This window comes from Litoreibacter sp. (genome assembly GCF_039974535.1).
Lineage (GTDB): Bacteria > Pseudomonadota > Alphaproteobacteria > Rhodobacterales > Rhodobacteraceae > Litoreibacter.
Genome location: NZ_JBDWIU010000010.1, coordinates 448,072 through 462,033, shown reverse-complemented (window position 1 = coordinate 462,033; position 13,962 = coordinate 448,072). Strand labels below are relative to the sequence as shown.

The window sequence follows — 13,962 nt, the reverse complement described above, 5'->3', positions numbered from 1 at the left end:
GAGCGCCGTGAGAACCGGCGCTCCATGAAATCAAGTCAAAGATTTGACCAGTGGGTCAGTGTGTCCGGGTTAAAGAGTGTTATCTTTACCCTTGCCATGCTCGGCCCGCTCATGGCCGCCTGCACCGAGGAGGAAGCCTTCCTCTTGCCTCCCAAATGCGATATAGCCAAATCATAACTGATTTAAGGCCAGCCAATGCCCATCGCAGTCGAAACCTTCTTTCTAGACCCCGACTTCGAGGGCACTCTGCAACAGCAGATCCAACAGTTGGTCGCGGGCGGCATTTTATCAGGGCGCTTTCGACCGGGTGAAAAGCTTCCGTCTTCGCGCAAGTTGGCCACCCATCTGGGCGTCAGCCGCATCACCGTCACCCTCGCCTATAACGAGTTGATGGCGGATGATTACCTCTCCTCGGCCGGCCGCTCCGGCTACTTCGTCTCCCAGAATGCACCCGAGCCCCCCCAGATCAGCGCACGCTCTTCAGCGGACACGGTTGATTGGTCCCGCGCCATCGGCAATCGTTTTTCCGGAAACCTGCAAGTGTCAAAGCCGTTAAACTGGCGCCAATACAAATACCCTTTCGTTTACGGTCAGGTGGACCCGGAACTCTTCGACAGACAGAACTGGCGCCTCTGCGCCATCCGTGCCCTTGGCCAGCGCGATTTCGACAGTCTAACCGCAGATCAAGAGGACCGAGACGACCCACAACTCGTGGAATTCATCGCCCGAAACACGCTGCCCCGCCGTGGGATTTTGGCCAACTCTGACGAGATCCTGATCACAGTTGGGGCACAGAATGCCTTGTGGCTGGCGGCGCAAGTATTGTTAACGCAAAGGCGCACGGCGGCCCATGAGGACCCATGTTATCCGGGCCTGCGCTCCATTTTGCACCAATCGCGTTGTCACCGTGTCGAGCTTGGCGTGGACAAGGACGGGCTTCGACCTGATCTCATCCCACCTGAGGCTGATGTGGTTTTTACCACCCCAAGTCACCAATGCCCCACCACCTCAACCATGCCTGTAGCCCGCAGAAAAGAGCTGCTGCGCCGCGCGTCAGAGGATGATTTCCTAATCGTCGAGGATGACTACGAGTTCGAAATGTCCTTTCTGAAACCCCCGTCCCCCGCGCTCAAATCGCTTGATGACGATGGGCGCGTTATCTACATCGGCTCCTTCTCAAAGTCGTTATTTCCTGGGCTGCGCTTAGGCTACCTTGTCGGCCCTGCACCCTTCATTCGCGAAGCACGCGCCCTCCGCTCTGCGGTCCTGCGCCACCCTCCCGGACACATGCAACGCACAGCCGCATATTTCTTGTCATTAGGGCATTACGACGCCTTAATCCGCCGCCTTCGCAACGCATTTCACGACCGCCGCCGCATCATGGATGCAGCTCTAGAGGAACACGGGTTAACCGTGGCAGGCGTGGGCGCGTTTGGTGGATCCAGTTACTGGATGCGCGCCCCTGACGGGGTGGACACCAAAGAGCTTGCAGACCGATTAAAGCAAAAGTCGGTTTTGATCGAACCGGGTGCGGCCTTTTGCGAAGGCGAAAACCGCGAGTACAAACATTACCGCTTGGCTTACTCGTCGATCAGCACGTCGAAAATATCACCAGGGGTCGCATTGATCGCTGAGGAGATTAGAAAAATCATCGGGTGAATTAGTAGATTGCGGAGGCTTTCACCCTGAAAAAATCCGCAAAATAGAGCTAAAAATGAAGGCCACCCCAACCCACTGGATTTAACATCGAAAAAAACTGGCCATAACAGAACCACCCCCGACCGCTTAACTTCCAAACAGATCCTTACAACTCGGGCACCTGCGCCCGCCTTACACCACATCGGGAGATCGCCACCATGAAAATGACGACCGAAGAAGCATTCGTCAAAACACTACAAATGCACGGCATCCGCCACGCATTTGGCATTATCGGCTCGGCCATGATGCCGATTTCCGACTTGTTTCCGACTGCGGGTATCAAGTTCTGGGACTGCGCCCACGAGATGACCGCAGGTATGATGGCCGACGGCTACACCCGCGCCACCGGCGAGATGTCCATGATGGTTGCCCAAAACGGCCCCGGCATCACCAACTTCGTCACTTCGGTTAAAACGGCTTACTGGAACCACACTCCGTTGCTGTTGGTCACGCCTCAGGCTGCCAATAAGACAATCGGCCAAGGCGGCTTCCAAGAGATGGAGCAGATGAACCTGTTTGCGGATTGCGTGGCCTACCAAGAAGAAGTACGCGACCCGACGCGTATCGCAGAGACCCTGAACCGCTGCATCATGCAAGCGCACCGCGCCTCGGCCCCCGTGCAAATCAACATCCCACGCGATTTCTGGACCCAAGTGGTCGACATTGAGCTACCAGTCGCCGTTGACTTTGAGCGCCCAGCAGGTGGCCAAGACGCCGTCAAAACTGCGGCAGAGCTTTTGTCCTCCGCCAAGTTCCCCGTCATCTTGAATGGTGCGGGCGTGGTACTCGCAGGCGGCATTGGTGCCTCGATGAAACTGGCTGAGACGCTCGATGCACCGGTGTGCGTTGGCTACCAACACAATGACGCCTTCCCAGGCAACCACCCCCTGTTTGCGGGCCCACTTGGCTACAATGGGTCGAAGGCGGGGATGGAACTGATCTCTAAGGCCGACGTCGTATTGGCCCTTGGCACACGATTGAACCCATTCTCGACACTTCCGGGATACGGCATCGATTATTGGCCCACGGACGCTAAAATCATCCAAGTTGACCTAAACCCCGACCGCATCGGCCTGACTAAGAAAGTCGCCGTCGGTATCGTGGGTGACGCGAAGAAAGTGGCCGAAGGTATCTTGGCACAATTAGGTGACAGCGCAGGCGACGCCGGACGCGCTGATCGCAAAGCCATGATCTCGCAGACCAAATCCGCATGGGCACAAGAATTGACCTCGCTGGACCACGAAGACGACGATCCGGGCACCACATGGAACGAGCGCGCCCGCACACGCGAGCCGAACAAAATGTCCCCTCGCCAAGCATGGCGCGCAATCCAATCGGCCTTGCCAAAGGATGCGATCATCTCCTCTGACATCGGCAACAACTGCGCCATCGGCAACGCCTACCCGTCGTTCGAGCAGGGTCGCAAATATCTGGCTCCGGGCCTGTTTGGCCCCTGTGGTTACGGCTTCCCAGCGATCACAGGCGCTAAAATCGGCTGCCCAGATGTGCCTGTTGTCGGCTTTGCGGGTGACGGCGCCTTCGGCATCTCAATGAACGAAATGGTGTCAGTGGGTCGCGGGGATTGGCCCGCTATGACCATGATCATTTTCCGCAACTACCAATGGGGCGCCGAGAAGCGGAACACTACATTGTGGTTCGACGACAACTTCGTCGGCACCGAGCTGGACACCAACGTCTCTTACGCAAAAATCGCAGATGCATGCGGGCTAACCGGCGTGCAAGTGAGTGGTATGGACGAGCTGACCGAAGCGTTGAACACAGCGATCAAGGGCCAGATGGAAGGCAACGTCACCACCTTCATCGAAGTTCTGTTGAACCAAGAGCTGGGCGAGCCGTTCCGACGCGACGCTATGAAAAAGCCGGTCTCGGTGGCTGGAGTGTCTGCTACAGACATGGCAATCGAGTAAACTTCTCGTCATACTGAAGCCCTGCCCGCCCCAAGATATTGGGGCGGGTTTTCGGGTGAACAGCCGCGTTTTGGCAGAAAGGTCGCAATGACATCTAACCACCCGTTCTTGTCTCAACAAGAAGCCGTCTGCCCCAGCTGGCTTCTGGATATGGCACAAAAAGCCGCGACCCCACGTGTCGCCATCGCACGTGCTGGTGCGCCATTGCCCATGGAAGCCGCACGCGACGCAGCCGAGGCTGGCATCATGGAGCCGGTTTTTACCGGCGAGCGGCAAATGATCGAGGCTGAAGCTGAAAAGCTAGGCTGGGACATCTCCCAATTCCAATTGATCGAAGCCACTGGCGAGCAGGAAAGCGGTATGGCCGCTGCCATGGCCTGCGGCGACGGCCGCGCAGACGTCATGATGAAGGGGCAGTTGCATTCTGACACCTTCATGCGCGCGGCATTAGCCCGTGACGCGGGCCTACGGACGGGCAACCGCCTTGTACACATCTTTCACATCAGCCACCCCGATGGCGGCAAGTCGATCACCATCTCGGACGCAGCGGTCAACGTCGACCCCAACATTGAAACCCGCAAAGACGCCACCCGTGAGGTGGTCAAACTGCTGCACATGCTGGGAACGAAGCACCCGAAAGTCGCCTTCCTATCCGCCACCGAAAGCGTGCTGCCCGCCGTGCCGTCCTCGGTCGAGGCGGACGAATTGGCGACTTGGGCCAAGTCCGAAATCCAAGGCGCAGAGTTCTCCGGCCCGCTGGCACTGGACCTGATCATGTCCCCCGCCGCCGTCGCCACCAAGAAATTGACCGCCGACCCCGTGGCAGGTCAGGCCGACGCCATCATTGTGCCGGACATCGTGTCCGGCAACTCGCTGTTCAAGTCCTTCGTCTATCTGACCGGGGGCTGTGCGGCGGGGATTGTCATGGGGGCGAAGGTTCCTGTGTTGCTAACCTCTCGCGCTGACCCGCCTGCCGCACGAATGGCATCGGCCTGCCTCGCGGCCATCGTCAACGCCAACAAAAGTAGCTAATCGGAGCCAACATTGTGAGCCAACCCGTGATTGATCTATCCCCGAAGGTTAGCGACGAAATTCGCAAGACAACCTGCTACATGTGTGCCTGCCGTTGCGGGATTAACGTGCACATGAAAGAGGGCAAGGTGGCCTATATCGAAGGCAACCGCGATCATCCCGTGAACCAAGGCGTGCTCTGCGCCAAGGGCTCGGCTGGCATCATGCAGCACAACGCGCCGTCACGACTATCCTCCCCGATGAAGCGCGTCGGGCCGCGTGGATCGGGTGAGTTTGAACCGATCACATGGGACGAGGCTTACGACATCGCCGAAGGCATCCTGCGCCCAATCCGCGAGACCGCACCCGAGAAGCTGGCATTCTTTACAGGTCGTGATCAGTCGCAAAGCTTCACCTCCCTTTGGGCGCAGGGCTTTGGCACGCCCAACTATGCGGCGCACGGCGGGTTCTGCTCGGTCAATATGGCGGCCGCTGGCATCTACACTATGGGCGGCGCGTTTTGGGAGTTTGGGCAACCGGACTGGGACCGCACCAAAATGGTGATGATCTTTGGCGTTGCCGAGGACCACGACAGCAACCCGATCAAGATGGGCCTTGGCAAGGTCAAGGCGCGCGGGGCCAAGGTCTATGGCGTGAACCCGATCCGGTCTGGCTACAACGCAGTCGCGGACGAATGGGTCGGCATCACTCCGGGCACCGACGGTCTATTCATCCTGTCAATGGTTCATGAGCTGTTCAAAGCAGGCAAGCTTGACCTCAACTATCTAGCACAATTCACCAATGCGCCGGTGCTGGTGAATTGCGACGAGCAGTCCGAAGATTTCGGCCTACTCCTGCGCGACGAGAACAACAAGCTGATGGTGATCGACCGCGCCACAGGCAAGCCCGCGGCCTTTGACGCCAACGGGGTTAAGCCCGATTTGGCGGGATCACTGCGCGAAGCTGGCATCACGCACCGCTCGGTCTTCCAGCACATGGCAGAGAAATACCTAGACCCGCAATATGCACCCGAGGCCGTGGCCGAACGCACCGGAATCTCCGCCGAACGCATCAAGCGCATTGCAGCCGAGCTGGCAGATGTCGCCTTCAACCAAGCGATTGAGCTGGACCGCGAATGGACCGACTTCCGTGGCCATAAGCATGACAAAATGATCGGGCGTCCGGTGTCTTTCCACTCCATGCGCGGCATCTCGGCCCATGCCAACGGCTTCCAAACCTGCCGCGCGCTTCATGTGCTGCAAATCATCCTTGGCAGCGTCGAGACCCCGGGGGGCATGCGCTTCAAGCCGCCCTACCCCAAGCCGCCAGAGGCCCACCCGAAACCACATTACGGCGTGACACCTGGACAGGCGCTTGATGGCCCACACTTGGGCTTCACCCACGGCCCCGACGATCTGGCCTTGAAAGAAGACGGCTCGCCTGCGCGTATCGACAAAGCCTTCACATGGGAAAACCCCATGTCGAGCCACGGCATGATGCATATGGTCATCTCCAACGCCCATGCCGGTGACCCCTATAAGATCGACACGCTGTTTATGTATATGGCGAACATGTCGTGGAACTCCTCGATGAACACGCGCGGCGTTATCGAGATGCTGACCGACAAGGATGACGACGGGAACTACGTGATCCCCAACATCATCTACTCCGACGCCTACAGCTCGGAAATGGTGGCCTTCGCCGACCTGATCCTGCCCGACACGACGTATCTGGAGCGCCACGACTGCATCTCCCTGCTGGATCGCCCAATCTGCGAGGCGGACGCCGTGGCAGATGCGATCCGCTGGCCCGTGGTCGAGCCTGACCGCGACGTTAAAGGCTTCCAATCCGCGCTGTGCGACCTTGGTGCGCGCCTTGGCTTGCCCGGTTTCGTGAATGAGGACGGGTCGCAAAAATACAAAGACTACGCCGACTACATCACCAACCACATCCGCCGCCCCGGTGTCGGCCCATTGGCGGGTTTTCGCGACGATGGCGACAGCCACGGGCGGGGCGATAGCAACCCCGCGCAGCTTGACCGCTACATTGAAAACGGTGGCTTTTGGGTGGAGCACATCCCCGAGGACGCCGCCTATTACAAGCCATGGAACATGGGCTACCAAGACTGGGCGGTGAAGAAATCCTTCTTCGACAAAACCATGCCGTATCTGTTCAACCTCTATGTCGAGCCGATGCGCAAGTTCCAACTGGCCGCCGAAGGGCATGGCACCCGCCAGCCCCCAGATCATTTGCGCGAACGCATCAAGCAGACCATGGATCCGTTGCCGATTTGGTATTCCAACGAAGAGGAAAACCTCGCGGAAGACTACCCGATCACGGCCCTAACCCAACGCCCGATGGCGATGTATCACTCATGGGGCAGCCAGAACGCGTGGCTGCGCCAAATCCACGGGCACAACCCACTCTATGTGCCAACGAAGATATGGGACGATAATAACTTCGCCGAGGGCGATTGGGCCAAGGTCACCTCACCCCATGGCGAAATCGTGGTGCCCGTGGCCTTGCAAGCGGCCTTGAACGACAAGACGGTTTGGACGTGGAATGCCATCGGCAAACGCAAAGGCGCATGGGCGCTGGACGAGGACGCACCCGAGACCACCAAAGGCTTCCTTCTCAACCACCTTATCCATGAATTGCTGCCCCCCAAAGGGGATGGGTTGCGTTGGGCCAACTCTGATCCCATCACGGGTCAAGCGGCTTGGTTCGACCTCAAGGTTCGGATTAAGAAAACTACCGCCCCATCCGAGAGCCAACCCAACATGCCCGCGCAAAAATCCCCCGTAGGCAAAGGGCCGTCCAACCTGGAATGGAAGGTTGGCAAATGACCACTCTCCCCACCCATACCGAAAAGAAGCTCGGCCTTGTGATCGACCTCGACACATGCGTTGGCTGTCATGCTTGCGTGGTGTCGTGCAAAGGCTGGAACACCGAAAACTACGGCGCGCCGCTGTCTGACCAAAACCCCTACGGCGCGGACCCATCGGGCACCTTTTTGAACCGCGTGCATTCCTACGAAGTGACGCCAGACGAGGGCGCGGCAATGACCGTGCACTTCCCAAAATCATGCCTGCACTGCGAGGACGCCCCCTGCGTTACCGTTTGCCCCACAGGCGCGTCCTATAAGCGCGTCGAGGACGGCATCGTGCTGGTCAACGAATCCGACTGCATCGGCTGCGGCCTTTGCGCATGGGCCTGCCCTTATGGCGCGCGCGAGTTGGATCAGGCCGAAGGCGTGATGAAGAAATGCACCCTTTGCGTCGACCGCATCTACAACGAGAACCTGCCCGAAGTGGACCGCCAACCAGCCTGTGTGCGAACCTGCCCCGCGGGTGCACGCCACTTTGGCGATCTGGGCGACGAGACGTCTGACGTGTCCAAACTGGTGGCCGAGCGCGGCGGGATGGATCTTATGCCTGAACTGGGCACGAAGCCGGTTAACAAATACCTACCACCACGGCCCAAGGATGATCAGATCGATATCCTCGCCCCCTTCCTAGAGCCCGTCGCACAGGAGGCGCAGGGCTTCCTAGGTTGGCTCGACAAAACGCTTGAAAGGCTCGGCTGATGCATCCGGCACCGTCAATTATCTTCTTCACCGTTTTCTCGGGGTTGGGCTTTGGGCTGTTAACATTCCTCGGCTTCGGCAAACCGGATTACTCCGGCTTCACGGCCTTCATTTTCTTCCTGATCGCTTATGTCTTTGCGGTGGGCGGGTTGATCTCTTCGACCTTCCACCTAGGAAACCCGCAACGCGCCCTCAAGGCGTTTAGCCAATGGCGCACCAGCTGGTTGTCCCGCGAGGGCTGCTTGGCCGTCGCCGCACTAAGCGTCATGGGCCTCTACGCCATCGGGGTGGTGTTCTTCGACACGCGCTGGACCTTTCTTGGCTTGCTGGGCGCGGCCCTTAGCCTCGCCACTGTCTTTGGCACCTCGATGATCTACACCCAGATTACGACTGTGCCGCGCTGGAACCATTGGTCCACGCCCGTGCTGTTCCTCGCCTATGCCATTACAGGTGGCGCATTCCTTGCGGGCCAGACCTCCATCGCGGCGCCGTTGCTACTGGTCTTGGGCGTGCTGCAATGCATCGTGTGGTTTATCGGCGACAAGCAGTTCGCAGCCTCAGGCTCCACCATTGAGACAGCAACAGGGCTTGGCGACATGGGCAAAGTTCGCATGTTTGAGGCGCCCCACAGCTCCAAAAACTACCTGATGAAAGAAATGGTCCATGTGATCGGCCGCAAGCACGCGCTCAAATTGCGGGTCATTGGGTTGGTGTTCCTGTCACCGCTGCCCTACCTGCTGCTTACCTTGCCAGCCTTCAGCCACTGGATATCCCTACTGGCCTTATTGCTGCACATCGCGGGGGCCTTGACCCTGCGTTGGCTGTTCTTCGCTGAAGCCGAGCACACAGTTGGGCTGTATTACGGCAAGCGCTAGGCGTTAGGTTTGAACGACAAAAGGCCCCACCATTTCGGCGGGGCCTTTTGTATTCTCAGATGCCCGTGTGGCGTTTAGATGCTCGTGCTTTGCACAGAAGCCTGATCGCCGCGCAAGTCGGCAAGGATCGTCTCGCCCGCCACAGCAGTTGTGCCAACGGACACCGCTGGGTTGATGCCTTCGGGCAGGTACACGTCCAAGCGGCTGCCAAAACGGATCAGGCCGAAACGCTCGCCCGCTTTCAGCATGTCACCGACTTTGACGAAGCACACGATACGGCGCGCGACCAATCCGGCGATTTGCACAACGCCGATGCGGTGCTGGCCGTCTTCGGTCTCAATCGCCAAGCCGTTGCGCTCGTTGTGCTCGCTGGCCTTATCAAGCGAGGCATTCACGAACTTGCCCTTGTGGTAGGCGATCTGTGTGACCTTGCCATCCATCGGCGAGCGGTTCACGTGGCAGTTGAACACGTTCATAAAGACCGACACGCGGTACACTGGCGTGTCGCCTAAGCCCAACTCTGGGGGCGGAGCGACCTCGGAGATGAGCGATACAACCCCGTCCGCAGGTGACAACACCAACCCACCGCGCTGTGGCACCGTACGCACCGGGTCGCGGAAGAAGTAGTAGCACCACACGGTGGCCCCAAGGCCCAACCAGAACAGCGGCTGCCAGATCAAACCAAGCAGCACCGCGATACCGGCAAAAATAGCGACGAACTTGCGGCCTTCTGGGTGCATCGGCACCGCCACAATCTTTAGCATGTTCATATGTATGTCCTGTCCAAATCTAGGCTGGCACGCTCAGTGACAGCAAAGCCGTTGAGGGGCAATAGCCCCTAGTCTTCGGCCAATCGGTATTTGCGTTCGCGCAGGTAGGAAATGGGCAAGGACCCAAGATACATGACGTTCGCAAAAATGAAGGTGTGCCACGGGTAGACCATAAGGCAGATCACCAAAATGGCTGAGCCAATAGCAATCATCGGGAAGTGGTTCTTGCTGACCGATGCATGCTTGATTGAGAACGTCGGGATCATGCTTACGGCCAGTAAGGCCACCGCAATCTCATATACCGCGACCAAATGGGCGTAGGTGCTAATACTCTCCCAGCCCACGAGGCTCATGAAAACCGGCATCAATGCCAGCGAGGCCAATGCGGGGGCAGGAACCCCCACGAAGTAATCGCGCTGGCCTGCTTTGGGCGGGATCGACAGCCCCACATTGAAACGCGCCAAACGCAGGGCGCAGCAGATTGCCAGCAACATGCAGCTTAGCCACCCAAGGTTTTGGTACTCAGAGGCATGGTAGAGCGCGCTGTAGATCAACAACCCCGGCGCGATACCGAAGTTGAAGAAGTCGGCCAACGTATCCAGTTCCGCCCCGAAAGGACTGGCAGTGTCGAGAAATCGTGCAAGCTTTCCATCGGCAGCGTCCAAGAAAACGGCCAGCATGATCAGGTACAACGCCGCCGAGATATTGCCTTCGATGCTCATCCGCAGCGAGGTCAAACCGGCGCAGATCGCAAAAACAGTGACCAGACTGGGGATGACATGGCGCACCTTAATCCGGCGTTCAGGCGTGAGCGGCTCAACAGGGGAGCCTTCTTTGTCGCTACGGTCTGTCTTCATCTCACTCAAGGTAATACCCTATTCAACTCGGTCCTGACATCGCGCCTCGCTGCATCCGATGCAAGCTGGAAACCATAGTTTTAGCATGAATAGCAAAAGAAACCCCTAAACATTTTGGATTGCCGAAGCTTATATCTTCACCTTTTGTTAAGCCGGCTTCTTAGGCGCCTTGCTTGCAAGCTGCTCCAATCGGGCCAATGGCTCAGACGGGACCGCTTGTGGCTCCCCCGTAGACTGCAATGTTTTTGCCACCTTCGAGACCATGATCGTTCGCGCCCCCGGCTTGCTGAACTCGAATCCGTGCCCGTAGACTTTTTGTGCATGCACTAAAATCGGCCAAAGCAGTTGCGGCCAATCCAAGTTGTGCAAAACCACCCTCACCGCGCCTTTGGCAAAGGAGTCGACCATGGCTGATCCGGCCATGGCAATGCGCGCATCTTCGATGACCAAATGCTCCGCCGTGCCCTCGGCCCGCGACGGGAAATGCGGGCCTTCGATTGCGGCAACAGCCATCGCAAACAATTTCGGGTCGCTCATGAATTGCGCCGAGACCCCTGCGAAGTCCTGCGCCTGGCGCAAAGGCAGGCCCTCCCCCAATCCCGCGTTCAAAAACAGGTGTTGGACATCGGCAATGGTGCGGTCCTCGGCGGCATAGTCAGGTCCACCGCCGAGGAAGGTATCAATCCAACTCATGCCCGATCAGAAATCCACAGCCGTGTATTTCACGTCCATGTAATCCGCGAGCCCTTGGCTCCCGCCCTCTTTGCCAAGCCCGCTTTCCTTCATGCCGCCAAATGGCGCTTCAACGGTGGTGATCAGGCCCGAGTTCACGCCGATCATGCCGTATTGCAGCTTTTGGTTCAGCTTGAAGATCCGGCCCACGTCGCGGGTGTAGGCATAGGACGCCAAGCCAAACTCGGTGTCATTCGCCCACGCGATTGCGTCGTCCTCATCCTCAAACCGGAACACAGGGGCAAGGGGGCCGAAAATTTCTTCCCTCGCGAAATTCATGTCTTGAGTGGCCTCGGTCACGATGGTCGGCTCGAAGAAGCTTTGGCCATTGCCGTGACGCCCGCCGCCCGTGACAATTGCCCCGCCCTTTGCGGTAGCGTCGGCCACGAACTCCTCGACCTTCTCGACTGCACCCATATCGATCAGCGGTCCTTGCTCAACACCTGCTTCGCGACCGTCCCCGACTTTCAGGTTCTCAACGGCTGTCTTGAACTTGGCAACGAACTCATCGTAGACGCCCGCCTGCACATAAAAGCGGTTGGCACAGACGCAGGTTTGGCCAGAGTTGCGGAACTTCGACACCATCGCCCCCGCCACGGCAGCATCCAAATCCGCGTCATCGAACACCAAGAACGGCGCGTTGCCGCCCAGCTCCATCGAGACCTTTTTGACCGTGTCCGCCGACTGGCGGATCAGCTCTTTGCCCACTTCAGTAGAGCCAGTGAAGGTCACTTTGCGGACCCGCGGGTCCTCCATAATTGCCCCGCCAATTTTGCGTGCGGAGCCGGTGACCACATTGACCGCCCCCTTGGGGTAGCCCACCTCTTCAGCCAACGCCCCCCACGCCAAGCCGCTATAGGGCGTGGCCGTCGCAGGCTTGGCCACCACGGTGCAGCCAACCGCCAAGGCCGGAGCGATTTTGCGCGCCAACATGGACGACGGGAAATTCCACGGCGTGATCATCCCCACGACCCCTACGGGGTGGTTGGTCACTAGGAAGCGGCGGCCATTGGTGGGGGCGGGCACGATCTCGCCCTTGGCGCGGCGCACTTCCTCGGCGAACCAACGCACGTATTGCGCGCCGATGCCGATCTCGCCCATGGCCTCGGCCAATGGCTTGCCCATCTCAACTGTAAGCAATTCCGCCAGCGACTTTTGGTTGTCCATCAACGCGTCGTGCAGCTTCCACAAAAGGCCGACACGCTCCATCAGTGCCATACCTGCCATCTCGTCAAAAGCGCCCGCTGCCGCGTCGATTGCACGACGGGTTTCGACGTCGCCGCACGCAGGAATGGTTCCGATGACCTCGCCATTAGATGGGTTGGTGACCTCAATGGTTTCACCGCTATCCGCCGCAACCCATTCGCCGCCGATGAAGTTGGCTTCTTTCAAGTACTTTTCATAGCTCATGACCGGTTATCCTTTAGAAATTTCGAATTGGGTGTGTTGTTCATAGGTTTCATTCGGACGCAGAACCGCGGTGGGGAAGCTCGCGTGGTTGACCGCATCTGGCCACGCCTGAGGCTCTAGTGCGACGCCCGCTCTTGGCCCATATATACGCCCATCCAAACCAGGCTGGTCCTGCTGCATCTTATACGCGTCATAGACCTGCAACCCCGCCTCCGTGGTGTGCATCTTCATTGTTACCCCAGAAGCCGTTGATGATAGCGACCCAATCGGGCGCAGCGGTTGGCGAGCATCAGACAAGCACAGGTTGTTGTCGATAAATACGTCGTCGTGAATCGGGCGGGCTTTGCGAAAATCACAACGGGTTCCGGTGACGTCGAGCGTCCTGCCCGTGGAGATAAAATCCGCGTCCACATCGGTAATGCGATCGGCATCTACCTGCATGAGATGGTCGTGCGTGTTTTCCCCACCATCCAAGTTCCAGTAGGAATGATGCGCGAAGTTGCAAACTGTCGGGGCATCGGTCTCGGCCGTGATACGCACATCCAACACGCCGCCCTCAAGGCATGTATAAGTGCAACGCACGGTCAGGTTTCCAGGGTAGCCCATCTCCTCGTCAGCCATATCCAGCCGCAAGATGATCTGGTCGTCGCTCACATTCTCAACCGTCCAATTGCGCTTGCCTGCGCCCAGCGATCCGCCGTGCATATGGTGCCTGTTCTCGAAATTCAGGTCCAACTGGTAAGCTTTGCCATCAATTTCAAAACGCCCCGCCCCAATGCGGTTCACGCATCGCCCGACCACCGCGCCAAAGTAGGACATATCCGTCAGGTAGGGCGTAAATCGATCAAACCCCAGCACCAAGGGCGGCTGATGTCCCGCCAACCGCAAGTCCTGAAGCGTCGCGCCGTAAGACATCACGTAGGCTGTCAGTCCCCCGCCCTCAATCCGGTGGCGCGTGACGTCTTCCCCGTCCGGCATCTCTCCAAATTTCATACGACGTCTCCTGAATGGGGTGGCAAGGGGTTGCGCCACAAAAGCCGACCCGTGTGCGTCGCGCAAGGACAACTCCTCTCTGGACTTATAGTTTCGTAAAAA

General features: G+C 58.4%; 11 protein-coding genes. 6 read left to right on the top strand and 5 right to left on the bottom strand.

From position 1 onward, the window contains the following. Positions 1 to 195: 195 nt before the first annotated feature. The 6 genes from ABJN86_RS09925 to ABJN86_RS09900 all read left to right on the top strand — a co-directional run bounded on the left by ABJN86_RS09925 (position 196) and on the right by ABJN86_RS09900 (position 9,098). Positions 196 to 1,659 carry a PLP-dependent aminotransferase family protein gene (locus tag ABJN86_RS09925; RefSeq protein WP_348366747.1) on the top strand — a complete coding sequence of 488 codons (1,464 nt, stop codon included), beginning with the start codon at positions 196 to 198 and terminating at the stop codon, positions 1,657 to 1,659. Between the two features lie 197 nt (positions 1,660 to 1,856). Next, complete coding sequence (xsc, locus tag ABJN86_RS09920; RefSeq protein WP_348366746.1) at positions 1,857 to 3,626, top strand: sulfoacetaldehyde acetyltransferase; 1,770 nt, start codon at positions 1,857 to 1,859, stop codon at positions 3,624 to 3,626. A gap of 87 nt (positions 3,627 to 3,713) precedes the next feature. Further along, positions 3,714 to 4,658 carry a phosphate acyltransferase gene (locus tag ABJN86_RS09915; protein ID WP_348366745.1) on the top strand — a complete coding sequence of 315 codons (945 nt, stop codon included), beginning with the start codon at positions 3,714 to 3,716 and terminating at the stop codon, positions 4,656 to 4,658. Positions 4,659 to 4,672: 14 nt separating this feature from the next. Further along, positions 4,673 to 7,483, top strand: coding sequence for a molybdopterin oxidoreductase family protein (locus ABJN86_RS09910; protein WP_348366743.1), 2,811 nt, complete (start codon positions 4,673 to 4,675; stop codon positions 7,481 to 7,483). Further along, a complete protein-coding gene (locus ABJN86_RS09905; protein WP_348366741.1) occupies positions 7,480 to 8,223 on the top strand; it encodes a 4Fe-4S dicluster domain-containing protein in 744 nt (247 codons plus the stop codon). The genes ABJN86_RS09910 and ABJN86_RS09905 overlap by 4 nt, the downstream gene beginning before the upstream one ends. Further along, a complete protein-coding gene (locus ABJN86_RS09900) occupies positions 8,223 to 9,098 on the top strand; it encodes a DmsC/YnfH family molybdoenzyme membrane anchor subunit (RefSeq protein WP_348366740.1) in 876 nt (291 codons plus the stop codon). The genes ABJN86_RS09905 and ABJN86_RS09900 overlap by 1 nt, the downstream gene beginning before the upstream one ends. A 74-nt stretch (positions 9,099 to 9,172) precedes the next feature. On the opposite strand, the gene ABJN86_RS09895 is transcribed toward ABJN86_RS09900, so the two are convergent. The 5 genes from ABJN86_RS09895 to ABJN86_RS09875 form a co-directional block, all read right to left on the bottom strand. Next, positions 9,173 to 9,868, bottom strand: a complete 696-nt coding sequence (locus tag ABJN86_RS09895; protein ID WP_348366738.1) for a phosphatidylserine decarboxylase — start codon at positions 9,866 to 9,868, stop codon at positions 9,173 to 9,175. 68 nt (positions 9,869 to 9,936) lie between these two features. Further along, complete coding sequence (locus ABJN86_RS09890) at positions 9,937 to 10,725, bottom strand: phosphatidylcholine/phosphatidylserine synthase (protein WP_348366935.1); 789 nt, start codon at positions 10,723 to 10,725, stop codon at positions 9,937 to 9,939. 147 nt (positions 10,726 to 10,872) lie between these two features. Further along, positions 10,873 to 11,418, bottom strand: coding sequence for a hypothetical protein (locus ABJN86_RS09885; RefSeq protein ID WP_348366737.1), 546 nt, complete (start codon positions 11,416 to 11,418; stop codon positions 10,873 to 10,875). Positions 11,419 to 11,424: 6 nt separating this feature from the next. Next, positions 11,425 to 12,867, bottom strand: coding sequence for an NAD-dependent succinate-semialdehyde dehydrogenase (locus tag ABJN86_RS09880; protein ID WP_348366735.1), 1,443 nt, complete (start codon positions 12,865 to 12,867; stop codon positions 11,425 to 11,427). Positions 12,868 to 12,873: 6 nt separating this feature from the next. After that, positions 12,874 to 13,860, bottom strand: coding sequence for an aldose epimerase family protein (locus tag ABJN86_RS09875; protein WP_348366734.1), 987 nt, complete (start codon positions 13,858 to 13,860; stop codon positions 12,874 to 12,876). Positions 13,861 to 13,962 lie beyond the last annotated feature (102 nt).